Here is a 24,549-nt window from a genome sequence, read left to right on the forward strand (position 1 = left end):
CTCCTTAGAAAGGAGGTGATCCAGCCGCACCTTCCGGTACAGCTACCTTGTTACGACTTCGCCCCAGTCACGAGCCCTACCCTGGGCGCCTCCCTGTAGGGGTGGGCGACTTCGGGTAGAGCCCGCTCCCATGGCGTGACGGGCGGTGTGTACAAGACCCGGGAACGTATTCACCGCGGCGTGGCTGATCCGCGATTACTAGCGATTCCGGCTTCATGGGGTCGGGTTGCAGACCCCAATCCGAACTGGGCCCGCTTTTTTGCGATTGGCTTCCCGTTGCCGGGTTGCGTCGCTTTGTGGCGGGCATTGTAGCACGTGTGTCGCCCAGGCCGTAAGGGCCATGATGACCAGACGTCGTCCCCGCCTTCCTCCGGCTTTCGCCGGCAGTCCCCTTAGAGTGCCCGGCTTGCCCGCTGGCAACTAAGGGCGGGGGTTGCGCTCGTTGCGGGACTTAACCCAACATCTCACGACACGAGCTGACGACGGCCATGCAGCACCTGTGCTGGGGTTCCCTTGCGGGCACCCCGGGTTTTCACCCGGGTTCCCCAGCATGTCAAGGCCTGGTAAGGTTCTTCGCGTTGCTTCGAATTAAACCACATGCTCCACCGCTTGTGCGGGTCCCCGTCAATTCCTTTGAGTTTCAGCCTTGCGGCCGTACTCCCCAGGCGGCGCGCTTAACGCGTTAGCTTCGGCCCCCAGAGGACCCAGAGACCTAGCGCGCAACGTTTAGGGCGTGGACTACCCGGGTATCTAATCCGGTTTGCTCCCCACGCTTTCGCGCCTCAGCGTCACGGGCGGGCCAGGTGGCTGCCTTCGCCATTGGCGTTCCTCCCGGTATCTGCGCATTTCACCGCTACTCCGGGAATTCCACCACCCTCTCCCGCCGTCTAGCCCGGGCGTATCCGGCGCGGTTCCACGGTTGAGCCGTGGGCTTTAACGCCGGACGCCCCGGGCCGCCTACACGCCCTTTACGCCCAGTGAATCCGGGTAACGCTTGCGCCCTCCGTATTACCGCGGCTGCTGGCACGGAGTTGGCCGGCGCTATTACCCTGGTACCGTCAGTCCCCTTGTGGGGGTTTTCGTCCCAGGTTCAGCGGTTTACACCCCGAGGGGCTTCGTCCCGCAAGCGGCGTCGCTCCGTCAGGCTTTCGCCCATTGCGGAAGATTCCTAACTGCTGCCTCCCGTAGGAGTGGGGCCCGTGTCTCAGTGCCCCTGTGGCCGGCCATCCTCTCAGACCGGCTACCCGTCGTTGCCTTGGTGGGCCGTTACCCCACCAACTAGCTGATGGGACGCGGGCCCATCCGGAAGCGGCTTTTGGCCTTTAGTCACGGCCCAGGGGCCGGGACCACATGGGGGATTAGCCCGGGTTTCCCCGGGTTGTCCCCCACTTCCGGGCAGGTCACCCACGCGTTACTCACCCGTCCGCCGCTGGGTGGCGAACCACCCCGCACGACTTGCATGTCTTAGGCACGCCGCCAGCGTTCACCCTGAGCCAGGATCAAACTCTCCAAAAAAGTACGCCCGAAGGCGTTTGGGTTCAGGTGTGTGCTGCCTCTCCCCTTTTCAAGATCCCCCTGCTTGGGCTTCCCGCCCGCGCAGCAAAAGCCATGCTATCAGCCCCCCTCCTTCTTGTCAACACCCCCCAGGCGGCGGATCTCCTCGATGAAGCGCTCCACGGAGTCAAACTCCCGGTAGACGGAGGCGAAGCGGATGTAGGCCACCTGGTCCAGCTCCCTTAGGAAGGCCATGGCCTTGAGGCCGATCTCCTCCGAGGTGATCTCGGGGCCCGTGACCTGGTCCTCAAAGGTGTAGGCGAAGCGCCTCAGGGCCTCGAGGTCCACGGGGCGCTTCTCGCAGGCGAGGAGGAGGCCCCTTAAGAGCTTGTCCGGGTTGAAGGGCTCCCTTCTCCCGTCCCGCTTCACCACCATGAGGGGCTCCAGCTGGGTCCTCTCGTAGGTGGTGAAGCGGCGCTCGCAGGCGGGGCATTCCCGCCTTCTCCGGATGGCCGCCCCCTCGTCGGAGGGCCTGGAGTCCACCACCCGGGTGTCGGGGTGGCCGCAGTAGGGGCACTTCACGGCACTTCCCGGTAGAGCTCGTAAAGCTCGGGGGGCATGGGGGGCTCGGGGAGCTGGACGGAGAGGAGGGCCCCCCGGATGCCCTCGGAGACCATGGACCCGAGGCCCAAGGCCGCCCGCACCAGGGGCTGGTCGTGCTCCTCGGAGACGGGGTCCCGGGAGGGGACCACCCCGTTCACCCGCACCCCGGGGAAGGTGCGGGTGGCCCCCTCGATGAGCCCCTCCACCGCCTTGCGCACGGAGAGGGTGTGGGGCTCCAGGCGGGCCTCGGGGGGGAGGACGATGGTCACGAACCCCCCGCCCGCCAGGTGCCTCAGGCCCTGCTGGAGGACGTAGAGGCTGGACTTCACGTCCTGGCTCATAAGGTCGTACCACTCGCTTTCCATGAGCTCCACGAAAGGGGTTTTGCTCTCCGCGGCGGTCACGTGCACGATGCCGTCCAGAAGCCCGAAGAGCTCCTCCACCTTCTCAAAGGTGCTGGTCACGTCCAACACCACGCTCATGTCCCCCCGGATGGGGATGGCCGTGGCCCCCAGGGCCTCCACCTCCGAGGCCACGGCGGTGGCCAGCTCCACGTCGGGGTCCACGGCGATGACCGTGGCCCCGTTGCGGCCGTAGCCGTGGGCGATGGCCCGGCCGAAGCCCCGGCCCGCCCCGGTGACCATGACGATCCGCCCCTCGAGGCCCAAGAGATCCCGTGACATCAGGCCCATTGTACGGGAAAATAGGGGTATGGCCCGCATCCGGGTGGCGGAAGGGGACATCACCGAGTTTGAGGGGGAGGCCATCGTCAACGCGGCCAACAACTGGCTCAAGCTGGGGGCAGGGGTGGCGGGGGCCATCCTCCGGAAGGGGGGGCCCTCCATCCAGGAGGAGTGCGACCGTATCGGCCCCATCCGCGTGGGGGAGGCCGCGGTCACCGGGGCGGGGAACTTGAAGGCGCGCTACGTGATCCACGCGGCCGTCCTGGGGGACGAGCCCGCCAGCCTGGACACCGTGCGCCGGGCCACGCGAAGCGCCCTGGAGAAGGCGGTGGCGCTCGGCCTTAAGACCGTGGCCTTCCCCCTTTTGGGCACCGGGGTGGGGGGACTTCCCGTGGAGGCCGTGGCCCGGGTCATGGTGGAGGAGATCCGGGAGGCCCCGGACACCCTGGAGGTCACCCTTTACGGGTACCGCAAGGAGGACGCGGAGGCCATCCGGAAGGCCCTTTAGGGGGTGCCCGTTTCCTCCTTGGGGGTCTGGAAGTACCCCTCCTTAAGCTTCTCCAAGTCCTTGGGGCCCACCTCCTTGTCCCCGTCCAGGTCCCCGGGAAGGCCCTCCCCCTTCTTCCCCCAGTTCTGGGCCAGCTTGAGGAGGTCCTCAAACCTCCCTTTGCGGGGGAGGGGCTGGCCCAGGGGCTTCCCCTCCTTGTCGTAGAAGACCACCTTGGGGGTGAGCCTGGGGGTGAGGGGCTTTTCGGGGGTGAGGAGGAGGCGGAAGGCCTCCAGGTCCTTGAGGGGTTTGGCGAAGGCCATGTCCAGGCGGAGGAGACGCTTTTCCCCGTCGTAGTCCAGGAGGTAGGCGGGGCTTGCCGTCCTTAGGCTCTCCAGGGCGGGGGCGAGGTCGGGGAGGGGGAGTTCCAGCTGGAAGCCCAGGGCCTCCCGGGCCTCGAGGCGGGCCAGGAGGAGGAAGGGCCCCTCCACCTGGGCGGGGGGGAGGACCAGGGCGAGCCTGGGGGGCGGGGGGTCCCCCACGGTGAGGGTGAGCTTCTGGGCGCGGCTGTTTTTGGCCGCGTCCTCCACGGTGAGGATGAGGGGGAACTGGCCCTTCTCCTTGGGGGTGCCGGAAAGCCTTCCCCCCTGGAAGGCGAGGCCTTCCGGGAGCTTGCCCTCGAGGCTGAAGGCGTAGGGCCTAACCCCCCCTTCCGCGCTGAAGGCGAAGCTGTAGACCTCCCCCAGGTAGGCCGGGGGCAGGGTGGAGGCGGTGAGCCGTAGGGCCTCCGTGCCCCCCAGGTCCTGGGTGCCGCAGGCCGCGAGGAGGAGAAGGAGGGGCAAAAGCTTCCGCATGGGCCTAGTTTAGACCAGGCGGGCCCCCCACCGCAGGGCAAGGGCGGTATAGTTGAGGGCATGGTGAAGCCGGACTGGTGGATCCGGGAGATGGCCAAAAAGGGCATGATTGAGCCCTTTGAGGAGCGCCTGGTGCGGGAAGGGGTCATCAGCTACGGGCTTTCCAGCTTCGGCTACGACCTGAGGGCCAGCCGGGAGTGGCGCATCTTCACCAACGTCTTCTCCACCGTGGTGGACCCCAAGGCCTTTGACGAGCGGAGCTTCGTGGAGTACGAGGGGGATGAGGTCATCATCCCCCCGAACTCCTTCGCCCTCACAAGGAGCGTGGAGTACATCCGCATGCCGGAAAACGTCATCGCCATCGCCCTCGGCAAGAGCACCTACGCCCGGTGCGGCATCGTGGCCAACGTGACCCCCCTGGAGCCCGGCTGGGAGGGGCACGTGACCCTGGAGATCTCCAACACCACCCCCCTTCCCGCCAAGGTCTACGCCGGGGAGGGGATCGTCCAGCTCCTCTTCCTGGAGGGCCCCAGGCCCGAGGTCACCTACCGGGACCGGAAGGGGAAGTACCAGGGCCAGCGGGGGATCACCCTGCCCAAGGTGTAGCCATGCCCTACCTTCTCCTCCTCCTTGCCTTTTTCTTTTCCGCGTGCAAAGGTGAGGCCATGCGGCCCGTGCCTTACCTGTCGGAAACGCCCGTGCGGAGCTTCAAGGCCCCGGAGCCCGTTTTGGAGCCGGGGAAGGACTACTTCGCCCGCCTCAAGACCACCAAGGGGGAGGTCCTCCTGGACCTCCTGGAGAAGGAGGCCCCCAACACCGTGAACTCCTTCGTCTTCCTGGCCCTCCACCGCTACTTTGACGGGGTGGTCTGGCACCGGGTCATCCCCGGCTTCGTGGCCCAGACGGGGGACCCCACGGGCACCGGCCGGGGCGGTCCCGGCTACACCTTCGGCCTGGAGATCGTTCCGGGGCTGGGCTTTGACCGGGAGGGGGTGGTGGGGATGGCCCGCACCCAGGACCCCAACTCCAACGGTAGCCAGTTCTTCATCACCTTGGGCCCCGCCCCCCACCTCACGGGGGCCTACACCGTCTTCGGCCGGGTGGTGGAGGGGATGGAGGTGGTGAAGCGCCTCGCCCCCACGGAGGGCCCGGGGGCCGGGGGGGAGCGGGATCGGATCCTTTCCGTGGAGATCCTGGTCAAGGAATGATCCCCGAGGGCACCCGCTTCCTCCTGCCCCCCGAGGCCCGCTTCCGGGCCGAGGTCATGGACCGCCTCCAGGCCCTCTTCGCCCGCTACGGCTACGAGCGGGTGGAGCTCCCCGCCTTGGAGCTCTACGACCCCGCGCACCCCTTGGCGGGGCGGGCGTTCAAGCTGGTGGACAAGACGGGGGAGGTCCTGGCCCTAAGGAGCGAGTTCACCACCGCCCTGGCCCGGCTCCTCCGGGCCCACCCCCGCTTTGGGGTGGTGCGCTACCAGTATGCGGGGACGCTATGGCTCCGCGAGGCGGACGCGGAGCTTGGGCGGTATAGGGAGTACACCCAGGTGGGCCTCGAGCTCATCGGGGTCACGGGGCCTTTGGCGGACGCGGAGGTCCTGCACCTGGCCCTGGAGGCCCTCTCCGCCTTGGGGGTGGAGGCCGTCCTAGAGGTGGGCCTTCCCGCCCTGGTGGGGGAGCTTCTTCTCGCCTCCGGGCTTCCCGAAGGGGTGCGGGCGGCCTTGCAGGGGGCCGTGCACCGCAAGAACCTCCCCGAGCTCTCCGAGCTCCTTTCCGCCCACCCCGTGCCCCCCCCCATCCGGGAGGCCCTCCTCGCCCTCCCCGACCTTTACGGGGGGAAGGAGGTCCTGGAGGAGGCGAGGCGCCTCCCCCTCCCCCCCAGGGCCCAGGCCGCCCTAAGGGGGCTGGAAAAGACCCTGGAGCTCCTGGAGCGCCCCGTCCTCCTGGACCTCGGGATGGCCCGGCGGTTTGAGTACTACTCCGGCATCTTTTTCCGGGCCTACACCCCGGGCTTCGGCCTCCCCCTCCTTGGGGGCGGGCGGTACGACGGGGCCCTCCTCCCCATGGCCGCGGGCTTCGCCTTAGGGGTAGAAAGGCTCTTAGAAGCCCTCCGCCCAAGCCCCGAGGAAAGCCCCCCGGAGGTTCTGGCCCTGGACCTGAAGGCCCTTCGCCTTTTCGCCCGGGAAAGGCGGGTGGAGCTCTTCCACGGGGAAGACCCCCTGGCCTACGCCCGGGCCCGGGGCATCCCCTACCTGGCGGAAGGGGAGCGGATCTGGAGGGTGGAATGAAGCGCTTTCTCCTCACCGTGGCCCTACCCAAGGGGCGGATGTTCCAGGAGGCCTACGAGGCTCTGAAGGCGGCGGGCCTTCCCCTTCCCCCCCTGGGGGAGGCCCGGGCCCTGCTCCACGGGGAGGAGGGCGGGGTGGGGCTTCTGGAGCTCAGGAACAAGGACGTGCCGGTCTACGTGGACCTGGGCATCGCCGAGGTGGGGGTGGTGGGGAAGGACATCCTCCTGGAGTCCGGGCGGGACCTGTATGAGCCCGTGGACCTGGGCTTTGGGGCCTGCCGGCTCTCCCTCATCCGCCGCCCCGGGGACACGGGCCCCATCCGCCGCATCGCCACCAAGTACCCCGCCTTCACCGCCCGGGTGCTGAAGGAGCGGGGCTGGGCCGCGGACATCGTGGAGCTTTCCGGGAACATTGAACTGGCCGCGGTCACGGGCCTGGCCGACGCGGTGGTGGACGTGGTCCAGACCGGGGCCACCTTGAAGGCGGCGGGCCTTGTGGAGGTGGAGGTCCTGGCCCACTCCACCGCCCGGCTTGTGGTGAACCGCCAGGCCCTGAAGCTCAAGCGGGACCTCCTAAAGCCCCTCATCGCTAAACTGAGGAACCGTGACCGAGGCCCGTAGGCGGCGCATAGAGGAGGTCCTGAGGCGCAGGCAGCCCGACCTCACGGTACTTCTGGAGAACGTCCACAAGCCCCACAACCTTTCCGCCATCCTGCGCACCTGCGACGCGGTGGGGGTCCTCGAGGCCCACGCGGTGAACCCCACCGGGGGGGTGCCCACCTACAACGAGACCAGCGGGGGGAGCCACAAGTGGGTCTACCTCCGGGTCCACCCCGATACCCCTTCCGCCTTCGCCCACCTAAGGGCCCAGGGCTTTCGGGTCTACGCCACCGCCCTGAGGGAAGGGGCCTTGGACTACCGGGAGGTGGACTACACCCGTCCCGTGGCCGTGGTCCTGGGGGCGGAGAAGTGGGGGGTTTCGGAGGAGGCCTTGGCCCTGGCGGACGGGCACATCCACATCCCCATGCTGGGCATGGTGCAGAGCCTCAACGTCTCCGTGGCCGCGGCGGTGATCCTTTTTGAGGCCCAACGGCAAAGGCTAAAGGCGGGGCTTTACGAAAAGCCCCGCCTGGACTCAGAGCTTTACCGGAAGGTCCTGGAGGACTGGCTCAGGAAGTGAGGAGGGCCTCTCCTTGAGGTTAGGGTCTTCCGGGCGGATTTGCCCATGGCTGGCCCTCCCTTCCCCGCAAAGGCCGCCGCACCCGGCTCTGGTACGCCTCCATTTCCTTCTTCCGGTAGCGAACGAGCCCCACCGGGGCGCAGGTTTTAGCAGTTCGGCCTCGATCTGGGCCTGGTGTTCCCGGATGCGCGCCTGGTAGCTGGGATGCTTTTCCCAAGGCGCTTATTGCCCGTTCACGTAGGTGAGCCACCCCTCGTACTCCGGCCGGAGGCCCCGGGCGGCCTCGAGGTACACCTCCCTTAGCCTCAGGGCGATGGGCCCGGCGGTGCCCGAGCCGATGGGCCGCCAGTCAATCATGGACACGGGGGTGACCTCCGCGGCGGTGCCGGTCATGAAGACCTCGTCCGCCATGTAGAGCTGGTCCCGGGTGGCCCGCACCACCTGGACCTGGTAGCCCAGGTCCCGGGCGATCTTGATCACGGAGTCCCGGGTAATGCCCTCCAGGTTCACGGAGTGCTCCAGGGCGTAGATCACCCCGTCCCGCACGAAGAAGAGGTTCTCCCCGCTCCCCTCGGCCACGTACCCCTCCTCGTCCAGGAGAAGGGCTTCGTCCGCCCCTGCGGCCACGGCCTCCATCTTGGCCAGGGCGGAGTTCACGTAGTTGCCCCCAATCTTGGCCTTCCCCGGCATGACGTTGGCGGGGAAGCGGGCCCAGGAGCTGGTGATGAGCTTGGCCCCCTTGCGCACCGCCTCCTCCCCCAGGTAGGCCCCCCACTCCCAGGCGGCCACCATGACCTCCGCGGGGTTGTTGGGGAGGGGGTTCACCCCCAGGGCCTTGGCCCCCATCCAGGCCAGGGGGCGGATGTAGCAGCTCTTGTAGCCGTTTTGCCGCACCACCTCTTTGATGGCCTCCTCCAGCTCCTCTGGGGTGTAGGGGAGCTCCATGCGGAGCACCCTGGCGGAGTGGAAGAAGCGCCGGACGTGCTCTTTCAGGCGGAAGATGGCCGGCCCCTTAGGGGTTTCATAGGCCCGGATGCCCTCAAAGATGCTGGTGCCGTAGTGCAGGGCGTGGCTCAGCACGCTCACCTTGGCCTCTTCCTGGGGCACCATGCGGCCGTTCATCCAGATGAGCCCCGCCCGGATGTGCACGTCCCCGCCCTTGGCTTCCGGCTTGACCATGGCGAACCTCCGGCCCTCATCATAGCGCTTTTTTACCCGCTGGCCTCGAGGCGTAAGGCCTCCGCCAGGGCCCGCACCTCCTCCCCTAGGGCCAGGGCCACGGGCCTTTTCAGGGCCCCAGAGCGCAGGACCAGGTTCACCGTCCGCCCGGCCTGGGGAGGGTCTAGGGGCCTAAGGTGGCGGTGCTTTTCCCGGGGAAGGGTCCAGAGGGCCACCTCCGGCAGCAGGGTGAGCCCGCCCACCTCCTCCACCAGGAGGACCAGGGTTTCCAGATCCCCGCTTTGGAACTCCACCCCCTTGGCCCCAAGGCTCGGGCGGCACACGGAAAGGACCTGCTCCCGGAAGCAGTGCCCCTCCGCCAGGACCCAGGTGTCCTCCAGGGGGATCTCCAGGGGGTGGAGGGCCTGCTGGTGGTAGAGGGGGTGCTGGGGGGAGACGTAGGCCAAAAAGGTTTCCCGGAACAGGGGGTGGACCTCGAGGCCAGGGGCGCGCTCCTCCGTTCCGATGAGCCCCGCGTCCAGGTGCCCTTCTAAAAGGCCCTGGAGGATGCCCGGGGTGAGGGTTTCCTTTACGGAGAGCTCCAGCGCGGGGAAACGGGCCTTGAGCCGGGGGAGGAGCTTGGGCAGGAGGTAAGGGGCCAGGGTGGGGATGACCCCGATGCGGAAAGGCCCCTGGAAAACCCCTTCCTCTCCCCGGGCCAGGGCCTTGAGCCGTTCGGCCTCCTCCAGGACCCGGCGGGCCTGGGCGATCACCTGCTTGCCGATCTCCGTGGGTTCTAGGGGCTTTTTGCTCCGGTCAAAGAGGCGCACCCCCAGCTCCTCCTCCAGCCGCCGGATCTGGATGCTCAGGGCGGGTTGGGTCAGGAAGACCCGTTCCGCGGCCCGGGTGAAGTTCCGCTCCTCGTCCAGGGCCACCAGGTAGCGCAGCTGGTCCAAGGTCATAGATTTAGTTTATAGCCGGTGGCCCAAGAATCTATTGGACTTATGCCTTCCCCACCCCTTACCGTGGGAATCGCCGGGGAAACCCGGCAAGGAGGTGCAAGGGATGTTTCTGAGGATTGACCGGTTGCAGATCGAGCTGCCCATGCCCAAGGAGCAGGACCCCAACGCCGCCGCGGCGGTGCAGGCCCTGTTGGGTGGGCGGTTTGGGGAGATGTCCACCCTGATGAACTACATGTACCAGTCCTTCAACTTCCGGGGGAAGAAGGCCCTCAAGCCCTACTACGACCTCATCGCCAACATCGCCACGGAGGAGCTGGGGCACATTGAGCTGGTGGCCGCCACCATCAACGCCCTCTTGGCCAAGAACCCCGGGAAGGACCAGGAGGAGGGGGTGGACCCCGTGGCCGCGCCCTTGGGCTTTGCCAAGGACGCCCGCAACACCGCCCACTTCATCGCAGGGGGGGCCAACAGCCTGGTCATGGGCTCCATGGGGGAGCACTGGCACGGGGAGTACGTCTTCACCAGCGGCAACCTTATCCTGGACCTTCTCCACAACTTCTTCCTGGAGGTGGCCGCCCGCACCCACAAGCTCCGGGTCTACGAGATGACGGACAACCCCGTGGCCCGGGAGATGATCGGCTACCTGCTGGTGCGGGGCGGGGTCCACGCCGCCGCCTACGGCAAGGCCCTGGAGACCCTCACCGGGGTGGAGATGACCAAGCTGCTCCCCATCCCCCGCATCGACAACAGCCGCTTCCCCGAGGCCAAGAAGTTCATGGACCTGGGCTTCCACCGCAACCTCTACCGCTTCAGCCCTGAGGACTACAAGGACCTGGGCCTCATCTGGCGGGGCGCCTCCCCCGAGGACGGGAGCGAGGTGGTGGTGGTGGACGGGCCCCCCCAGGGCGGCCCCGTGTTTGACGCCGGCCACGACGCCGCGGAGTTCGCCCCCGAGTTCCATCCCGCGGAGCTCTACGAGATCGCCAAGAAGCTTTACGAAAAGGCCAAGTAGCCTAGGGGGCTGACCCCTTCTGCCCGCCCCCGCCGAGGCGGAAGCTTCGGCGGGGTGCTTACCCTGCCCCGTACCGCCCCCCCGGCAGGGCCCGGGCCAGGCCCTTGAGCTCGAGGCGGGCAAGGAGGCCCAAGACCTCCCCCACGGAAAGGCCCAGGGCCTGGGCCAGGTCCTCGGGGAGGGCCTCTCCCTTCCGGAGGGCCTCGTAAAGGGCCTGTTCTTCCGGGGGAAGCCCGGGGTCTTTAGGGCGCCCCTTCAGGCCCAGGTAGGAAAGGGCGTCCTCGGGGGCCAGGACCGGGTAGGCCCCGTCCTGGATGAGGCGATTGGCCCCCAAGGAGTTCTCGTCCGTGGGCCTTCCCGGCACCGCCAGGACCTCCTTCCCGAGCTCCAGGGCGTGGCGGGCGGTGATGAGGGCCCCGGAGTCCAGGGGGGCCTCCACCACGATGACCGCCTGCGCGAGCCCGGCGATGAGGCGGTTCCGCCGGGGGAAGAACTCCGCCTTGGCCCCGGTGCCGAAGGGGAACTCCGAGAGGAGGTCTACCCTTTCCGCTAAGCTCTGGTGCTCCGGGGGGTAGACCCGGTCCAGGGCGCTCCCCAAAACCCCAAGGGTCCTTCCCCCGGCCTCCAGGGCCCCCAGGTGGGCCTCCCGGTCAATCCCCCGGGCGAGCCCCGAGACCACGTAGGCCCCGGCCTCCGCCAGGGCCCGGGCGAGCCTCCGGGCGAAGCCCAAAGCCCAAGGGGAGGCCTTGCGGGTGCCCACCAGGGCCACCGCGGGGCTCTCCAGGCTCCCCTTCAGGTAGAGGTGGGTGGGGGGCTGGGGGAGGGCCTTGAGGCTTTCGGGAAAGGCCTCTTCCCATAGGCCCAGGATCCTCACCCCCAGGGCCTTCGCCCGCCGGCGCTCGGCCTCGGCCCGGGCCAGGGCTCCTTCCAGGTGGGGGAGGGCCTGGGGGAAGCGCGCCCTTAAGGCGGAAAGGGGGTCTTCCTCCAGAAGGAGCTCCAGGAGCCTCTTGGGGCCGATCCCCGGGAGGAGGGCCAGGGCCAGAGGGTCCATGGAGGTATACTAAACAGGAAAGGGGCCGGCCTTGGGCCGGGATCACCTATGGACGAGAAGACCTACTCCGGATTCGTGGCCATCGTGGGCAAGCCCAACGTGGGCAAGTCCACCCTGCTCAATACCCTCCTGGGGGTGAAGGTGGCCCCCATCAGCCCCCGCCCCCAGACCACAAGGAAGCGCCTCCGGGGCATCCTCACGGAGGGAAGGCGGCAGATCGTCTTCGTGGACACCCCGGGCCTGCACAAGCCCATGGACGCCCTGGGGGAGTTCATGGACCAGGAGGTCTACGAGGCCCTCTCCGACGTGAACGCGGTGCTTTGGGTGGTGGACCTCCGCCACCCCCCCACCCCGGAGGACGAGATGGTGGCCAAGGCCCTTAAGCCCCTGGTGGGGAAGGTGCCCATCCTCCTCATCGGCAACAAGCTGGACGAGGCCAAGTACCCGGAGGAGGCCCTTAGGGCCTACCACGCCCTCCTTCCCGAGGCCGAGCCCCGGATGCTCTCCGCCCTGGACCCGCGCCAGGTGGCGGAGCTCAAGGCGGAGCTTTTCGCCCTCCTCCCGGAAGGCCCCTTCTTCTACCCCGAGGACTTCGCCAAAAGCGACCAGGACTTCGGGGAGTGGGTGGCGGAGATCGTGCGGGAGGAGGCCATGAAGCGCCTCTGGCACGAACTGCCCTACGCCATCGCCACCAAGACCGAGGAGGTGGCGGAGCGGGAAAACGGCATCCTCTACATCAAGGTCCTCCTCTTCGTGGAGCGGCCTTCCCAGAAGGCCATCGTCATCGGGGAAGGGGGGCGGAAGCTCAAGGAGATCGGCCAGGCGGCCAGGAAGCAGCTGGAGGTCTTCCTGAACCGGAAGGTGTACCTGGACCTCGAGGTCAAGGTCTACCCCGACTGGCGCAAGGACCCTGAGGCTTTGAGGGAGCTGGGCTACCGCTCCTCCATAGGGTGAGCCCGCTTTCCTTGGGGCCTTTTGGGGGGTAGTAGGATATCCCTACTATGCCCTGGCTCCTGCCGAAGGCCATCCTGCCCCTCCACGAGAAGGCCCTGGACCGCTTCATCGGAAGCCTGGTGGAAAGGCTTTCCGATCCCAGCGTGGACCGGAACGCCCTGGTGCGGGAGGAGCTGGCCCGGCTCCTTTACGCCAGGCCCTATGAAGAGCTCCTGGAGACGAGCCCCCTCCTGGCCCTGGGCCTGGACCCCGAGGGCATCACCTTTGAGGCGGAGTACTACGCGGCCACGGACCCGGAGAAGTTCCGGAAGGTGAAGCCCCTCCTCTGGTTCTGGAAGGTCTTGGACCTCACCCCCATCGGCCAGTCCGTGCACTCGGGGGTGGCCATAAGGCGGGCCCTGGCCCCCTTCATCTTCAAGCGGGTGGGGAAGAACCCCAAGTTCTTCCAGAACGTGGAGTTCTCCGTGGGGTACAACCTGGAGCTCGGCGACGACGTGGTGGTCCACCGGTACGTGCTCCTGGACGACATCGGCGGGATCAAGATCGGGGACCGCACCTCCCTTTCCGATTACGTGAACGTCTACAGCCACACCCACCACGTTCTGGCCTCCCCCGACGTGACCCTGAAGGAGACCGTCATCGGGAGCGGGGTGCGCATCACCTACCACGCCACGGTGCTGGCGGGGGTGCGCATCGGGGACGACGCCATGGTGGGCACCGGGGCCATCGTCACCAAGGACATCCCCCCCCACGCCATCGCCCTGGGCATCCCCGCCCGCCCGGTGCGCTACAAGGTGCGGCAGGACTGCCCCTACTGCCGAAGGGGCGAGCCCCACCCCTCGGACCTCGTCCCTAGGCTCCCAGACCGCAAGGGCAACCCCGACTACCCCGACTTCCTCCCCCCGGGCTTCGGCACCCGGGAGGCCTAAGGCCCTTCCTCCAGAAGCCGGAGGAAGGCCGCCACCACCTTGGGGTCCAGCCCCTTCCCCGCCTGGGCCTGAAGCTCCTTCCGGGCCTCCTCTATGGGCCAGGGCTTTTTGTAGGGCCTCTGGGAAAGGAGGGCGTCCCACACGTCCACCACCGCGAAGATCCGGGCTTCCAAAGGGATCTCCTCCCCTTTAAGCCCCTTGGGGTAGCCCGAGCCGTCCCAGCGCTCGTGGTGGTGGAGGACCACGTTGAGGGCGGTCTTGGGGAGGAAGGAGAGGTTTTTCAGGATCTCCGCCCCCACCTCGGGGTGGGTCTTCACCACCTTCCACTCCCCGGTGGAAAGGGCCGCGGGCTTCCTCAGGATCTCGTCGGGTAGGGCCAGCTTCCCGAGGTCGTGGAAGTAGGCCCCCAGGCGAAGGCCTTCCAGGTCGGGAAACCCCAGGGCCTTTCCCAGCCTTAGGGAAAGCTCCGCCACCCTTTCGGTGTGCCCCCGGGTCTCCAGGTCCCGGTACTCCAGCACCTGGGCCAGGGCCTTGAGGGCCGCCTCCTGGGTGGCCTGGAGGCGGCGGAGCTGGAAAAGCCGCTCCAGGGCCTCTTCTAGGGCGTGGGCCACGATTTTCAAGAGGGTCTCGTCCTCCTGGCGATAGGGCACGGGGGTGTGGAAGCTCCCAAGGGCTAAGACCCCATAGCGCCGCCCCTCGGGGGCCAGGGGGACTAGGAGGGCGGAGCGGAGGCCGGCTTCCGCGTAGGGCTTGAGCGCGCCGGGAAAACGGGCGTAGTCCTCCACGTAGACTGGACCCTCCCAGAGCCTCGGGTGCCCAAGGAGGCCTTCCCCGAAGCGGATGGGGTGTTCCTCGTAAAGCCGGGGGAAGCCCGGGGGGTAGGTGCCCGCGAAGACCGCAGGCCGCACCGTGCCGGCCTGGAAAAGGTACAGGGCCCCCCCGTGGTAAGGGGTGAGCTCCAGGAGGGTTTCCAGGGCCTCCTGGGCCATGGAGAGGGGGTCCTTGGCGCTTTCCAGGTTCAGGGCGAGCTTCAGGAGGCGTTCCGAGCGGCGGGCCTCCTCCCTGGCCTCCTCCAGGGCCTTAAGCCGGGAGAGGACCACCCCCGCGGCCTCGGCCAGGGCCTGGATCCAGAAGGTTTCCTCGGGGAAAAGCTCCCCCGGTCCCCCTGCGGTGTCCAGGCTGAGGACCCCGATGACCCCTTCCGGGGTGCGAAGGGGCACGCCCATGTAGGCCCCCTTTTGCCGCTTTCCCGAGAGGAAGACCACCCGGGGGTCCTGGCTCACGTCGGGGATGAAGAGGGGCTCCCCCTTCTCCATGACCGTCCAGGAGATGCCCTGGCCTTTGGGGAGGCGGAAGCCCACCTTATCCCGGCTCAGGCCCCGGGCGGCCACCAGCTCCAAAACGCCCTCTTCCGGGCGGTGAAGGAAGAGGAGGACGGAGGTGGCCCGGGTCTGCCGTTTGGCGGTGTCCACCACGGCCTCGTAGACCTCCCGGGCGGTCTTTAGGGGGGCGAGGAGCCGCCAAGCCTGGACCAGGGTCCTTAGGCGTTGGAGCTCTAGGACATCGAGGGACATCCCCCCCATTCTACGGGAGGCCCCAGGCTTCCCCCCGGGTTTGTTCAACGTCCCCCGTGGGGACAGCCTGGAGTCCTTTCCAAGCTTAGTAGTCCATGCCCCGGATGTTGCCCCCCTCGTCCACGTCAATCCCCAGGGCCTGGGGCACCTTGGGAAGGCCGGGGAGGGTTTCTATGCCCCCCATGTAGACCACCACGAACCCCGCCCCCAGGCGGCAGCGGAGGTCGGTGACGGTGACGGTGAAGCCCTTGGGCCGGCCCCGGAGCTTGGGGTTGTCGGAAAGGGAGGTGGCGGCCTTGGCCATCACCACGGGGAGGCCCTGGCACCCCTCCTTCTCCGCGGCCTTCAGGGCCCGGCGGGCCTCCTCGGTGTAGGCCACCCCTTCCGCCCCGTAGACCGCCTTGGCGACGGCCTCGATCTTGGCCTCCAGGGGCCAGTCCAGCGGGTAGAGGGGCCGGTAGGCGTGGGGGCTTGCTAGGGCCTCCAGGACCTTTTCCGCCAGCTCCACCCCCCCCTCCCCGCCCCGGGCGTAGACCTCGCTTTGGGCGAAGAGGAGGCCCCGCTCCTCGGCGAAGCCCTGCACCAGGGCCACCTCCTCCTCCGCGTCCGTGGGGAAGCGGTTTAGGGCGATGACCGGCCGGTACCCGAAAAGCTCCACGTTCTCCACGTGCTTCTCCAGGTTGGCCAGGCCCCTTTCCACCGCCTTGGGGTCGGGCATCTCGTAGGCGTCCTGGCCCCCGTGGTAGCGGAGGGCCCTTAGGGTGGCCACCAGGACCACCGCCTCCGGGACCAGGCCTGCGGTGCGGGCCACCACGTTCATGAACTTCTCCATCCCCAAATCGGTGGCGAAGCCCGCCTCCTGGACCACGTAGTCCGCCAGGCCCAGGGCCATGCGGCTTGCCCGCACGGAGTTGGTCCCGTGGGCGATGTTGCCGAAGGGGCCCATGTGGACGAAGGCCGGGTTCCCCTCCGCGGTCTGGACCAGGTTGGGGAAGAAGGCCTGGTGGAGGAGGGCAGCCATGGCCCCCACCGCCCCCAGGTCCTGGGCGAAGACGGGCTTGCCGCCCCAGGTGAACCCCACCCGGATCCGGCCCAACCGGGCTTTAAGGTCCTTGAAGTCCTGGGCCAGGCTCATGAGGGCCATGACCTCGCTGGCCACGGTGAGCTCAAACCCCCCCTCCCGGGGCACCCCGTGGGCCTTCCCCCCGAGGCCCAGGACGATGCGCCGCAGGGCGCGGTCGTTCATGTCTATGGCCCGCTTGAGCTCTATGCGCCGGGGGTCCAGGCCGAGCTCGTTCCCCTGGTGCAGGTGGTTGTCCAGGAGGGCGTTCAGGAGGTTCACCGCGCTGGTCACCGCGTGGAAGTCCCCGGTGAAGTGGAGGTTGATCTCGTGCCGGGGCTCCACCCGGGCCTTCCCCCCACCCGTGGCCCCCCCCTTGACCCCGAAGACCGGCCCCAAGGAGGGCTCCCTCAGGGCCAGGGCCGCCCGCTTGCCCAGCCGCCAGAGGGCGTCCACCAGGCCGATGGCGGTGGTGGTCTTGCCCTCCCCGGCGGGGGTGGGGGTGATGGCCGTGACCAGGATGAGCCGCCCCTTGGCCTTGGGGGGGTCCCCCAGGACCTTGGCCATGTGGGGGCCGTAGAGGTAAAGCCGTTCCTTTTCCAGCCCCAGCTTGGCCGCCACCTCTTCTATGGGTAAGAGCCGTTCCTTGACGATCACAGGGGAAGCATACCCCTAGGGTCTAGGGAGAGAAGTCCCGGTTCCCCCCGGAAAGGAGGAGGGCCAGCCGGTGGGGTAGGGCCTTCCCGTGCTCCAAGACCGCCGCCAGCGCCAGGGCCCCGGTGGGCTCCACCACCTGCTTGAGCCGGGTGAAGAGGAGGCGCTCGGCCTCGAGGATGGCCTCCTCGCTCACCGTGAGGATCCCGTCCACCCGCGCCCGGAGCACCGGGAAGGTGTTTTGCCCCAGGCTTAGGGTCCTGACCCCGTCCGCCCGGGTCCTGGGGGCCTCTTTAAGCCTTACGATCTCCCCCCGCTCCAGGCTCTTCTTGGCGTCGTCCGCCCCCTCGGGCTCCACCCCATAGACCCGGACCTTTGGGGCCAGGGCCTTCACCGCGGTGGCAAGCCCCGCAAGGAGCCCCCCTCCGCCCACGGGGGCGAGGACCGCCTCGAGGCCCTCCGCCTGGGCCAAAAGCTCCAGCCCCGCCGTGCCCTGCCCGGCCATGACCAGGGGGTCGTCAAAGGGGTGGATGAAGGCGTAGCCCGTCTCCTCCAGGAGGGCCCGGGCCACCTCCTCCCGGTTCTCCGGCGTGACCCCCCGGTCCACCACCTCCGCCCCCAGGGCCCGCGTGGCCGCCTTCTTAAACGGGCTCGCCTCCTCGGGCATGACCACCAAGGCGGGCACCCCCAGGACCCGGGCGGCGTAGGCCACCCCCTGGGCGTGGTTCCCGCTGGAGACCGCCAGAAGCCCCTTGGCCCCTTTTAGGGTGAGGGCTTTGGAAAGCGCCCCCCGGGCCTTGAAGCTCCCCGTCTTCTGCAGGTGCTCCCCCTTGAAGAGGAGGGTCTTCCCCAGAAGGGCGTCCAGGCTTTTGGAGGTGAGGAGGGGGGTTTTATGGACGTAGGGGGCGATGCGCCGGGCGGCCTCCCGGATCTCCTGTAGGCCCAGCATGGCCCCATGGTACGATGGAGCGATGCGACGCGCGGTGGCCCTCGCCGCCTGGAAGGATGGAAAGCTCCTTTTGGTCCGGCGTCCCCTCCATGACCCCGAGTTCCCCGGGGCCTTGGGCCTCCCTGCGGTGCGCCTGGAGCCGGGGGAGGACCCCGAGGAGGGCGCAAGGAGGGTGGCCCGGGAGAAGCTCTTGGCGGAGGTGGAGGTCCTAGGCCCCAAGGGGCACGGGGTGGAGGCGCGCCCCGGGTACACCCTGGAGCTTTGGGTCTACGAGGGAAGGCTCCTTTCCGAGCCCCGGCTTCCCGAGCCCAAGCCCGGCCGCACCTACTACACCGAGCTCGTCTGGGGCGCCCCCGAGGACCTCTGGCCCGCCGCCCGCATGGGCTCTCTTTGCAGCCGGCTCTACCTGGAGGCCCAATGATCAAGGTCTGGATCCAGTTCTTCCACGAGCTCGCCCTAAAGGGCCAGAACCGCAAGGCCTACCTAAGGCGCACCAAGGACCACCTGGCCCGGGCCCTTAAGGGCCTTGGGGTGCGGTGGGAGAGGGACTTCGGCCTGGCGGTCCTCCTGGCCTTTCCGGAAGAGGCCTGGCCGGAGGCCCAAGGACGCCTGGGGAAGACCCTGGGGGTGGAGCGCTTTGCCCGGGTGGTGGAGACCCCACAGGACCTCGAGGCGGTAAAAAAAGCCCTCCTCCCCCTTTTGGAGCGCCCCCCCTCTTCCTTCCGGGTGACGGCCAAGCGCACGGACAAGACCTTCCCCCTCACCTCCCCCGAGATCGAGCGCCTCCTAGGGGCCTTCATCCAGGAAAGGACGGGGGCCCCCGTGCGGCTTAAGGGGGCCGAGCGGGAGTTCGTGGTGCGGATCCTGCCGGGGAGGGTTCTCCTGGAGGGGGAGGCCTACCCTGGCCCTGGGGGTTTCCCCCCGGGGAGCGCGGGCCGGGTGGTGGCCCTCCTCTCCGGGGGCATAGACTCCCCCGTGGCCGCCCACCGCCTCATGCGCCGGGGAGCAGAGGTGGTCTTCGTCCACTTCCACCCCTACCCCCTCCTGGAGGGCCTGGGGCGGGAGAAGGCCAAGGCCCTGGTGGCGCACCTCCTGCCCTACCAGCACCGGGCCAGGCTCTACCTGGTGCCCTTCGGGGAGGTCCAGGAGGCCATCGTCCTCAACGCCCCCAAGGACTACCGGGTGGTCCTCTACCGCCGCTTCATGCTCCGCCTGGCGGAACGGATCGCGGAGGAGGAGGGGGCCTTGGCCCTGGTCACGGGGGACAGCCTGGGCCAGGTGGCCTCCCAGACCCTGGAGAACCTCCACGCGGTGAACGAGGCCGTGCGCCTTCCCGTCTTCCGCCCCCTCATCGGCCTGGACAAGGCGGAGATCGTGGCCCTGGCCCGGGCCCTGGGGACCTACGAGATCTCCATCCAGCCCGACGAGGACTGCTGTAGCCTCTTCGTCCCCGAGCACCCCGTGACCCGGGCCCGGCTTTCCGTGGTGAAAAAGGCCGAGGAGGGGCTTCCCGTGGAGGAACTCCTGGCCAAGGCCCTTTCGGGGCGGGAGCGCCTGGACTACGCCTGGCCCTAGGGGGGGTGTACAATGGGGGGCATGGACGTGCTCTACACCCTGGTCATCCTCCTTTTCCTCGGCGTGGCCGGCCTTCTCGTCTACCTGGTGCTCATTCAGGAGCCCAAGCAGGGCGCGGGCGACCTCATGGGCGCTTCTACCGACCTCTTCTCCGCCCGCGGGGTCACGGGGGGGCTTTACCGGCTCACGGTGGTCCTGGGCGCGGTCTTCGCCGCCCTGGCCCTCCTCCTGGGGCTCTGGCCCCGTTGACAAGAAGCGGGGGCCCCGGTACCATAGGCGTTGCCTGGGGCCGTGGCGCAGTTGGGAGCGCGCCTCAATGGCATTGAGGAGGTCAGGGGTTCGAATCCCCTCGGCTCCACCAAAAAGCCCCCCGCAAGGGGGGCTTCGGCTTGAAGGGGCCCCCTTCTTCCGGTATAGTGGAGCTCTGGTAGGGCCGGGGGCCCGGGAGGAAAGGGCATGTTCGCGATCGTCAAGACGGGTGGGAAACAGTACCGGGTGGAACCGGGCGTAAGGCTCAAGGTGGAGAAGCTGGACCTCGAGCCCGGCGCCACGGTGGAGCTCCCCGTCCTCCTCTTGGGGGGCGAGAGGACCGCCGTGGGGGCTCCCTTCGTGGAGGGGGCCAAGGTGGTGGCCGAGGTCCTCGGCCACGGCAAGGGCAGGAAGGTGGTGATCTCCAAGTTTAAGGCCAAGGTGAACTACCGCCGCAAGCGGGGGCACCGCCAGCCCTACACCGAGCTCCTCGTGAAGGAGATCCAGGGGTAAGCCATGGCGCATAAAAAGGGTCTAGGGTCTACCAAAAACGGCCGCGACTCCCAGGCCAAGCGCCTCGGGGTGAAGCGCTACGGCGGCCAGGTGGTGCGGGCGGGGAACATCCTCGTCCGCCAGCGGGGCACCCGGTTCAAGCCGGGGAAGAACGTGGGCATGGGCCGGGACTTCACCCTCTTCGCCCTGGTGGATGGGGTGGTGGAGTTCCAGGATAAGGGGCGGCTCGGCCGGTACGTGCACGTGCGCCCCTTGGCCTAGATGTTCCAAGACGTCCTCCTGATCACCGTCGCCGCTGGTAAGGGCGGCGACGGTGCCGTCTCCTTCCGCCGGGAGAAGTTCGTCCCCAAGGGCGGCCCGGACGGGGGGGACGGGGGCCGGGGGGGGTCGGTCTACCTCCGGGCCCGGGGGGGCGTGGACTCCCTGGCGGAGCTTTCCAAGCGCACCTACAAGGCGGAGGACGGGGAGCACGGCCAGGGAAGCGGCCGCCACGGCCGCGCGGGGCGGGACCTCTATATCGAGGTGCCCCGGGGCACCCGGGTGTTTGACGCGGACACCGGGGAGCTCCTGGCGGACCTCCTGGAGGAAGGGGAGACCGTCCTGGTGGCCCGGGGCGGGGCCGGAGGGCGGGGGAACGCCCACTTCGTCACCCCCACCCGCCAGGCCCCCCGGTTTGCGGAGGCGGGGGAGGAAGGGGAGAGGCGGCGCCTCCGGTTAGAGCTCCTCCTCATCGCCGACGTGGGCCTGGTGGGCTACCCCAACGCGGGGAAAAGCAGCCTCCTCGCCGCCACCACCCGGGCCCACCCCAAGATCGCTCCCTATCCCTTCACCACCTTGAGCCCCAACCTGGGGGTGGTGGAGGTGGGGGAGAAGCGGTTCACCCTGGCGGACATCCCGGGGATCATCGAGGGAGCAAGCCAGGGGAGGGGGCTGGGGCTGGAGTTCCTGCGCCACATCGCCCGCACCCGGGTCCTCCTCTACGTGCTGGACGCCACGGAAAACCCCTTGGAGACCCTTAGGACCTTAAGGCGGGAGGTGGGGGCCTACGACCGGGGCCTTCTCCTCCGGCCCAGCCTGGTGGCCCTGAACAAGGTGGACCTCCTCTCCCCAGAGGAGGTGGCGGAAAAGGTGCGGGCCCTCCAGGAAGAGGGCCTCCCCGTCCTGCCGGTGAGCGCCCTCACCGGGGAGGGGCTTCCCCTCCTTAAGGAAACCCTCCTCGCCCTGGTGGAGGCCACCCCGCCCCCGGAGCTGCCCAAGCCTGCCCCTCCACGACAAGAGGTGGCTCCCCTGGAGGTGGTGGCCCTGGAGGAGGGGGTCTACGAGGTGCGCGCCCCCGAGCTGGAGCGTTACCTCTCGCGCATCAAGGGGGACCTCCAGGAGGCCGCGGGCTACCTGCAGGAGGTCTTCCGGCGGCACGGGGTGGAGGCGGCCCTCCGGGCCAAGGGGGCCCGGGCGGGGGACACGGTGCGCATCGGGGGGCTGGAGTTTGAGTACATCCCGGAGGGGGTTTAGTGCGGATTGGGCTCTTTGGGGGAAGCTTTGACCCCATCCACATCGGCCACCTCCTGGCGGCCAGCGAGGCCGCGGAGGCCTTGGGGCTGGACCGGGTCCTCTTCGTGGTGGCCGCCCGCCCGCCCCACAAGACCCCCATCGCCCCCCCGGAGGCCCGCTACGAGATGGTCCTCCTGGCCACGGCGGAGGACGAGCGCTTCAGCGCCTCGAGGCTGGAGCTCGCCCGCCCGGGCCCGAGCTACACCGTGGACACCCTGAGGGAGGCCAGGGCCCTCTTTCCAGGGGCGGAGCTTTTCTTCATCACCGGGGCGGACGCCTACCGCGACCTCCCCACCTGGAAGGAGGGGGAAAGGCTTGCGGACTACGCCACCCTGGTGGCCGTGGCCCGGCCGGGCTACCCCTTAGAGGCCCTTTTCGCCCCCGTGATCCCCTTGTGGGTGCCGGAGGTGGGCATCTCCAGCACGGAGATCCGCAGGCGCATAAAGGAGGGGCGCTCGGTGCGCTACTGGGTGCCCCGGCCCGTGGAGGTGTACCTTGAGCGGAACGGTTTCTACCGCTAGCCTTTCGGAGAAGGTGCGGGCCCTGGTGCGCCCCGAGCGCTGGGCCCACATCCAGCGGGTGGCCGAGCTGGCCCGGAGCATCGCGGAGCAAAACGGCCTGGACGGGGAGAGGGCCTACCTGGCCGGGCTGCTCCACGACGCGGCCAGAGATCTCCCCGAGGCGGAGCTCCTCCGCCTCGCCCCCCCGGAAAACCCGGTGGAGGAGGCCCATCCCCTTGCCCTCCACGGCCGGGCGGCCCGCCGGCTGGCGGAGGCCTGGGGGGTGGAGGACGGGGCGGTGCTGGAGGCCATAGAGGGGCACGTCTTCGGCGTGGATCCGGAAAACGGCATCGGCATGGCCCTCTACGTGGCCGACGTCTCCGAGCCCGGCCGGGGGGTGAACGGGGAGATCCGCGCCCTGGCCCTGGAGGGGAACCTCCTCGAGGCCTACCGCCGGGCGGTGCGGAGCAAGGTGGAGTACCTGAAGGCCAAGGGGGTTCCCGTCCACCCCAAGACCCTCGAGGTCTACCAGCGCCTCTGATGCGCCCCCGCCTTTCCTTCCTCCTCCTGGCCCTCGCCCTCTTCCTCCTGGGGGGGGTTCTTTCCCTGCCCCGGCCGCAAGGGGAAGCGGCGGTCCGGCCTAGCCGCGCGGGGGCTTTGCCGGAGATGGGCCTGGTGGTGGCCGCCCGGGACATCGAGTACTGCGGCTACCACACCCCTTGCGGCCCCGGAAGCCGCACGGACACCATCTTCTACGTGCGCCTTCTGGGGGAGGAGGTGAGGGCCGTGGCCATCCCCCGGGACCTCTATAGCCCCCTCGTGGGGGGGAAGATCAACGCCGCCTACGGCCGGGGCGGGGCGGAGCTCTTGAAAAGGGCGGTGGAGGAGGCGGTGGGGATGGTGGCGGAGCGCCACCTCATCCTCACCTTAGACAGCGTGGCCAAGGTGGTGGACGCGGTGGGGGGGGTGGAGGTGGTGGTGGAGAGGCCCATGCACTACGAGGACCGGGCGGCCAAGCTCTTCATCCACCTGGAGCCGGGCCGCCACTACCTTAGAGGGGCGGAGGCCGTGGCCTACATGCGTTTCCGGCACGACGCCCTGGGGGATTACGCCCGCTTGGACCGCATCAAGGGGGTCCTGGCCCAGGTCTTGAAGAGGGCCCAGAACCCCGCCACCTGGCCCGCCCTCTCCCTGGCCCTGAGGGAGGTCTGGCGGGAGCTGGACACGGACCTCACCCTGGAGGAGGCCTTGGCCCAGCTCCCCGCGGTGCGGGGCCTCAAGCTCTCCTTGGCCACCCTGCCCACCCGCGAAGGCCCCGGGACCTTCCTCTACGTGGACGAGGAGAGGAAGGCGGCCTTCCTCTCCCCCTTCTTCGGCACCACGCTCCCCCTGGAGCCCCCAGAGGTGCCCGTCCACCTCAAGGGGGAGGGCCCGGCGCTGGCCTGGGCCCGGGCCTGGCTTTCCGCCTTGGGCCTAAACCCCACCTGGGAGGAAGCCCCCGTGGCGAGAAGCGCCCTCTACACCCAAGACCCCGTGGCCGGGGCCTACTTCGCCGACCTCTTCCACCTGCCCCTCCTCGCCCCCCACCTGCCCGTGGAGGGGGTGGTGGTGGAGCTGGGGCCGGATCTGCTACCATAGGGCTAGATGGTGAAGCCTAAGGAGGCTACGGCCCTGGTGCAGCAGGTAAAGGACCTTCTTCTGGAAAAAAAGGCGCAGAACGTGGTGGCCCTGGACCTGAGGGCGGTTTCCCAGAGCCTGGACTACTTCGTCCTGGCCACGGCCACCAGCACGCCCCACCTTCAGGCCCTGGAGCGCCACCTGGTGGAGAAGCTGGAGGAGGAACACCTCCGCCCCCGGCCCACGGAGGGCCAGAGCCCCCGCTGGGTGGTCCTGGACTACGGGGAGGTGGTGGTCCACCTCATGACCCGGGAGGCCCGGGAGTTCTACGACCTCGAGGGCTTCTGGGCCGACGCGGCCCGCCTCTAGGCTCTATTTAACCCTTGGAGGGGCCAAGGGCCCCATGATGAACCGCTGGAAGGCCAGGTAGAACCCTAGGTACACCAGGAGCTGGAACCAGAAGCTCTGGGCCCAAGGGAGCCCAAAGGCCGCCAAGAGGAGGATGAGGGCCACCGCCCCCATCATGACCAGGCTGGTGCGCAGGAAGACCCCGGGGAAGTACTTGAGGGCCTCCCGGAAGGTTTTGGGCCGCCTCTTCTCCCACTCCTCCAGGGCCTTGCGCTTCAGCTTTTCCTCGCGCTTTTTCTTCCCCACGGG

The 24,549-nt window shown here is 68.7% G+C and carries 29 protein-coding genes, 1 tRNA gene and 1 rRNA gene; 20 read left to right on the plus strand and 11 right to left on the minus strand.

The window, feature by feature from the left end; translation table 11 throughout:
* Window positions 1-8: 8 nt before the first annotated feature.
* The 3 genes from B043_RS0104480 to B043_RS0104490 form a co-directional block, all read right to left on the minus strand.
* Window positions 9-1,515, minus strand: a 16S ribosomal RNA gene (locus tag B043_RS0104480).
* Between the two features lie 99 nt (window positions 1,516-1,614).
* A complete protein-coding gene (gene nrdR / locus B043_RS0104485) occupies window positions 1,615-2,076 on the minus strand; it encodes a transcriptional regulator NrdR (protein WP_016328510.1) in 462 nt (153 codons plus the stop codon).
* Window positions 2,073-2,780 (minus strand): SDR family NAD(P)-dependent oxidoreductase, encoded by a 708-nt coding sequence (locus tag B043_RS0104490; protein ID WP_018461089.1) that lies wholly within the window; start codon window positions 2,778-2,780, stop codon window positions 2,073-2,075. Before B043_RS0104490 ends, nrdR begins: the two co-directional genes overlap by 4 nt.
* 28 nt (window positions 2,781-2,808) lie before the next feature.
* Between B043_RS0104490 and B043_RS0104495 the strand changes: the two genes are divergently transcribed.
* Window positions 2,809-3,288, plus strand: a complete 480-nt coding sequence (locus B043_RS0104495) for a macro domain-containing protein (RefSeq protein ID WP_018461090.1) — start codon at window positions 2,809-2,811, stop codon at window positions 3,286-3,288.
* Here the strand turns inward: B043_RS0104495 and B043_RS0104500 are convergent.
* A complete protein-coding gene (locus tag B043_RS0104500) occupies window positions 3,285-4,121 on the minus strand; it encodes a putative Ig domain-containing protein (RefSeq protein WP_018461091.1) in 837 nt (278 codons plus the stop codon). The genes B043_RS0104495 and B043_RS0104500 overlap by 4 nt on opposite strands.
* Before the next feature lie 60 nt (window positions 4,122-4,181).
* On the opposite strand from B043_RS0104500, the gene dcd reads away from it, so the two are divergent.
* From dcd to trmH, 5 genes are read left to right on the plus strand one after another with little or no spacing between them, the layout of a single operon-like run.
* Complete coding sequence (gene dcd / locus B043_RS0104505) at window positions 4,182-4,727, plus strand: dCTP deaminase (protein WP_016328514.1); 546 nt, start codon at window positions 4,182-4,184, stop codon at window positions 4,725-4,727.
* A gap of 2 nt (window positions 4,728-4,729) precedes the next feature.
* Window positions 4,730-5,329: a peptidylprolyl isomerase gene (locus B043_RS0104510; RefSeq protein ID WP_018461092.1), complete on the plus strand. Its 600-nt coding sequence runs from the start codon at window positions 4,730-4,732 to the stop codon at window positions 5,327-5,329.
* A complete protein-coding gene (locus B043_RS0104515; protein ID WP_018461093.1) occupies window positions 5,326-6,405 on the plus strand; it encodes an ATP phosphoribosyltransferase regulatory subunit in 1,080 nt (359 codons plus the stop codon). Before B043_RS0104510 ends, B043_RS0104515 begins: the two co-directional genes overlap by 4 nt.
* On the plus strand, window positions 6,402-7,025 hold the full coding sequence (hisG, locus tag B043_RS0104520; protein WP_018461094.1) for an ATP phosphoribosyltransferase: 624 nt from the start codon (window positions 6,402-6,404) through the stop codon (window positions 7,023-7,025). The genes B043_RS0104515 and hisG overlap by 4 nt, the downstream gene beginning before the upstream one ends.
* A complete protein-coding gene (trmH, locus tag B043_RS0104525; protein WP_018461095.1) occupies window positions 7,009-7,584 on the plus strand; it encodes a tRNA (guanosine(18)-2'-O)-methyltransferase TrmH in 576 nt (191 codons plus the stop codon). Before hisG ends, trmH begins: the two co-directional genes overlap by 17 nt.
* Before the next feature lie 222 nt (window positions 7,585-7,806).
* On the opposite strand, the gene B043_RS0104530 is transcribed toward trmH, so the two are convergent.
* On the minus strand, window positions 7,807-8,763 hold the full coding sequence (locus B043_RS0104530; protein WP_016328519.1) for a branched-chain amino acid transaminase: 957 nt from the start codon (window positions 8,761-8,763) through the stop codon (window positions 7,807-7,809).
* A 32-nt stretch (window positions 8,764-8,795) separates the two neighbouring features.
* Window positions 8,796-9,704 (minus strand): LysR family transcriptional regulator, encoded by a 909-nt coding sequence (locus B043_RS0104535; RefSeq protein WP_018461096.1) that lies wholly within the window; start codon window positions 9,702-9,704, stop codon window positions 8,796-8,798.
* Between the two features lie 103 nt (window positions 9,705-9,807).
* Here B043_RS0104535 and B043_RS0104540 point away from each other — a divergent pair, with 103 nt between their 5' ends.
* Window positions 9,808-10,716, plus strand: a complete 909-nt coding sequence (locus tag B043_RS0104540) for a manganese catalase family protein (protein WP_016328521.1) — start codon at window positions 9,808-9,810, stop codon at window positions 10,714-10,716.
* 58 nt (window positions 10,717-10,774) lie between these two features.
* On the opposite strand, the gene dprA is transcribed toward B043_RS0104540, so the two are convergent.
* On the minus strand, window positions 10,775-11,767 hold the full coding sequence (dprA, locus tag B043_RS0104545) for a DNA-processing protein DprA (protein WP_018461097.1): 993 nt from the start codon (window positions 11,765-11,767) through the stop codon (window positions 10,775-10,777).
* A gap of 48 nt (window positions 11,768-11,815) precedes the next feature.
* Between dprA and era the strand changes: the two genes are divergently transcribed.
* Both era and B043_RS0104555 read left to right on the plus strand, forming a co-directional pair.
* Window positions 11,816-12,721 carry a GTPase Era gene (era, locus tag B043_RS0104550; RefSeq protein WP_018461098.1) on the plus strand — a complete coding sequence of 302 codons (906 nt, stop codon included), beginning with the start codon at window positions 11,816-11,818 and terminating at the stop codon, window positions 12,719-12,721.
* Between the two features lie 47 nt (window positions 12,722-12,768).
* Complete coding sequence (locus tag B043_RS0104555; protein ID WP_018461099.1) at window positions 12,769-13,650, plus strand: acyltransferase; 882 nt, start codon at window positions 12,769-12,771, stop codon at window positions 13,648-13,650.
* Here the strand turns inward: B043_RS0104555 and B043_RS0104560 are convergent.
* From B043_RS0104560 to B043_RS0104570, 3 genes are all read right to left on the minus strand, one after another.
* On the minus strand, window positions 13,647-15,224 hold the full coding sequence (locus B043_RS0104560; RefSeq protein ID WP_018461100.1) for an HD domain-containing phosphohydrolase: 1,578 nt from the start codon (window positions 15,222-15,224) through the stop codon (window positions 13,647-13,649). The genes B043_RS0104555 and B043_RS0104560 overlap by 4 nt on opposite strands.
* A gap of 85 nt (window positions 15,225-15,309) precedes the next feature.
* Window positions 15,310-16,941: a formate--tetrahydrofolate ligase gene (locus B043_RS0104565; RefSeq protein WP_018461101.1), complete on the minus strand. Its 1,632-nt coding sequence runs from the start codon at window positions 16,939-16,941 to the stop codon at window positions 15,310-15,312.
* 22 nt (window positions 16,942-16,963) lie between these two features.
* Window positions 16,964-17,887: a threonine/serine dehydratase family protein gene (locus B043_RS0104570; protein ID WP_018461102.1), complete on the minus strand. Its 924-nt coding sequence runs from the start codon at window positions 17,885-17,887 to the stop codon at window positions 16,964-16,966.
* A 22-nt stretch (window positions 17,888-17,909) separates the two neighbouring features.
* Between B043_RS0104570 and B043_RS0104575 the strand changes: the two genes are divergently transcribed.
* The 11 genes from B043_RS0104575 (at window position 17,910) to rsfS (ending at window position 24,261) form a co-directional block, all read left to right on the plus strand.
* Window positions 17,910-18,308, plus strand: coding sequence for an NUDIX hydrolase (locus B043_RS0104575; protein ID WP_018461103.1), 399 nt, complete (start codon window positions 17,910-17,912; stop codon window positions 18,306-18,308).
* Complete coding sequence (thiI, locus tag B043_RS0104580; protein ID WP_018461104.1) at window positions 18,305-19,462, plus strand: tRNA uracil 4-sulfurtransferase ThiI; 1,158 nt, start codon at window positions 18,305-18,307, stop codon at window positions 19,460-19,462. Before B043_RS0104575 ends, thiI begins: the two co-directional genes overlap by 4 nt.
* A 21-nt stretch (window positions 19,463-19,483) precedes the next feature.
* Window positions 19,484-19,711, plus strand: a complete 228-nt coding sequence (secG, locus tag B043_RS0104585) for a preprotein translocase subunit SecG (protein ID WP_026234127.1) — start codon at window positions 19,484-19,486, stop codon at window positions 19,709-19,711.
* Window positions 19,712-19,747: 36 nt separating this feature from the next.
* Window positions 19,748-19,823: transfer RNA gene (locus tag B043_RS0104590), tRNA-Ala, on the plus strand.
* 95 nt (window positions 19,824-19,918) lie between these two features.
* A complete protein-coding gene (gene rplU / locus B043_RS0104595; RefSeq protein WP_018461105.1) occupies window positions 19,919-20,224 on the plus strand; it encodes a 50S ribosomal protein L21 in 306 nt (101 codons plus the stop codon).
* Window positions 20,225-20,227: 3 nt separating this feature from the next.
* Complete coding sequence (gene rpmA / locus B043_RS0104600) at window positions 20,228-20,485, plus strand: 50S ribosomal protein L27 (RefSeq protein WP_016328532.1); 258 nt, start codon at window positions 20,228-20,230, stop codon at window positions 20,483-20,485.
* The gene (gene obgE, locus B043_RS0104605; protein WP_016328533.1) at window positions 20,486-21,736 is read left to right on the plus strand and encodes a GTPase ObgE; all 1,251 of its coding nucleotides are present in this window, start codon (window positions 20,486-20,488) and stop codon (window positions 21,734-21,736) included.
* Entirely contained in the window at window positions 21,736-22,296 is a 561-nt protein-coding gene (gene nadD / locus B043_RS0104610) for a nicotinate-nucleotide adenylyltransferase (RefSeq protein WP_018461106.1), read from the plus strand. The genes obgE and nadD overlap by 1 nt, the downstream gene beginning before the upstream one ends.
* Entirely contained in the window at window positions 22,271-22,816 is a 546-nt protein-coding gene (yqeK, locus tag B043_RS0104615; protein ID WP_018461107.1) for a bis(5'-nucleosyl)-tetraphosphatase (symmetrical) YqeK, read from the plus strand. The genes nadD and yqeK overlap by 26 nt, the downstream gene beginning before the upstream one ends.
* On the plus strand, window positions 22,816-23,913 hold the full coding sequence (locus B043_RS0104620) for an LCP family protein (RefSeq protein WP_018461108.1): 1,098 nt from the start codon (window positions 22,816-22,818) through the stop codon (window positions 23,911-23,913). The genes yqeK and B043_RS0104620 overlap by 1 nt, the downstream gene beginning before the upstream one ends.
* 6 nt (window positions 23,914-23,919) lie before the next feature.
* Complete coding sequence (rsfS, locus tag B043_RS0104625; RefSeq protein WP_018461109.1) at window positions 23,920-24,261, plus strand: ribosome silencing factor; 342 nt, start codon at window positions 23,920-23,922, stop codon at window positions 24,259-24,261.
* 3 nt (window positions 24,262-24,264) lie between these two features.
* Here rsfS and B043_RS0104630 read toward each other — a convergent pair whose 3' ends face one another.
* Window positions 24,265-24,546 (minus strand): hypothetical protein, encoded by a 282-nt coding sequence (locus B043_RS0104630; protein WP_016328538.1) that lies wholly within the window; start codon window positions 24,544-24,546, stop codon window positions 24,265-24,267.
* Window positions 24,547-24,549: the final 3 nt, after the last annotated feature.

The sequence above is a fragment of the Thermus oshimai DSM 12092 genome, assembly GCF_000373145.1.
GTDB classification, from domain to species: domain Bacteria; phylum Deinococcota; class Deinococci; order Deinococcales; family Thermaceae; genus Thermus; species Thermus oshimai.

Excerpts from the sequence above, each read along its gene's own strand:
- B043_RS0104570 (WP_018461102.1), bottom strand. The coding sequence starts at position 17,887 with ATGCTGGGCCTACAGGAGATCCGGGAGGCCGCCCGGCGCATCGCCCCC.
- B043_RS0104535 (WP_018461096.1), bottom strand. The coding sequence starts at position 9,704 with ATGACCTTGGACCAGCTGCGCTACCTGGTGGCCCTGGACGAGGAGCGG.
- rpmA (WP_016328532.1), top strand. The coding sequence starts at position 20,228 with ATGGCGCATAAAAAGGGTCTAGGGTCTACCAAAAACGGCCGCGACTCC.
- B043_RS0104515 (WP_018461093.1), top strand. The coding sequence starts at position 5,326 with ATGATCCCCGAGGGCACCCGCTTCCTCCTGCCCCCCGAGGCCCGCTTC.
- B043_RS0104555 (WP_018461099.1), top strand. The coding sequence starts at position 12,769 with ATGCCCTGGCTCCTGCCGAAGGCCATCCTGCCCCTCCACGAGAAGGCC.
- era (WP_018461098.1), top strand. The coding sequence starts at position 11,816 with ATGGACGAGAAGACCTACTCCGGATTCGTGGCCATCGTGGGCAAGCCC.
- B043_RS0104530 (WP_016328519.1), bottom strand. The coding sequence starts at position 8,763 with ATGGTCAAGCCGGAAGCCAAGGGCGGGGACGTGCACATCCGGGCGGGG.
- rplU (WP_018461105.1), top strand. The coding sequence starts at position 19,919 with ATGTTCGCGATCGTCAAGACGGGTGGGAAACAGTACCGGGTGGAACCG.
- B043_RS0104510 (WP_018461092.1), top strand. The coding sequence starts at position 4,730 with ATGCCCTACCTTCTCCTCCTCCTTGCCTTTTTCTTTTCCGCGTGCAAA.
- B043_RS0104495 (WP_018461090.1), top strand. The coding sequence starts at position 2,809 with ATGGCCCGCATCCGGGTGGCGGAAGGGGACATCACCGAGTTTGAGGGG.
- obgE (WP_016328533.1), top strand. The coding sequence starts at position 20,486 with ATGTTCCAAGACGTCCTCCTGATCACCGTCGCCGCTGGTAAGGGCGGC.
- dcd (WP_016328514.1), top strand. The coding sequence starts at position 4,182 with ATGGTGAAGCCGGACTGGTGGATCCGGGAGATGGCCAAAAAGGGCATG.
- B043_RS0104575 (WP_018461103.1), top strand. The coding sequence starts at position 17,910 with ATGCGACGCGCGGTGGCCCTCGCCGCCTGGAAGGATGGAAAGCTCCTT.
- rsfS (WP_018461109.1), top strand. The coding sequence starts at position 23,920 with ATGGTGAAGCCTAAGGAGGCTACGGCCCTGGTGCAGCAGGTAAAGGAC.
- B043_RS0104540 (WP_016328521.1), top strand. The coding sequence starts at position 9,808 with ATGTTTCTGAGGATTGACCGGTTGCAGATCGAGCTGCCCATGCCCAAG.
- B043_RS0104490 (WP_018461089.1), bottom strand. The coding sequence starts at position 2,780 with ATGTCACGGGATCTCTTGGGCCTCGAGGGGCGGATCGTCATGGTCACC.
- thiI (WP_018461104.1), top strand. The coding sequence starts at position 18,305 with ATGATCAAGGTCTGGATCCAGTTCTTCCACGAGCTCGCCCTAAAGGGC.
- B043_RS0104620 (WP_018461108.1), top strand. The coding sequence starts at position 22,816 with ATGCGCCCCCGCCTTTCCTTCCTCCTCCTGGCCCTCGCCCTCTTCCTC.
- dprA (WP_018461097.1), bottom strand. The coding sequence starts at position 11,767 with ATGGACCCTCTGGCCCTGGCCCTCCTCCCGGGGATCGGCCCCAAGAGG.
- B043_RS0104560 (WP_018461100.1), bottom strand. The coding sequence starts at position 15,224 with ATGTCCCTCGATGTCCTAGAGCTCCAACGCCTAAGGACCCTGGTCCAG.
- B043_RS0104500 (WP_018461091.1), bottom strand. The coding sequence starts at position 4,121 with ATGCGGAAGCTTTTGCCCCTCCTTCTCCTCCTCGCGGCCTGCGGCACC.
- secG (WP_026234127.1), top strand. The coding sequence starts at position 19,484 with ATGGACGTGCTCTACACCCTGGTCATCCTCCTTTTCCTCGGCGTGGCC.
- hisG (WP_018461094.1), top strand. The coding sequence starts at position 6,402 with ATGAAGCGCTTTCTCCTCACCGTGGCCCTACCCAAGGGGCGGATGTTC.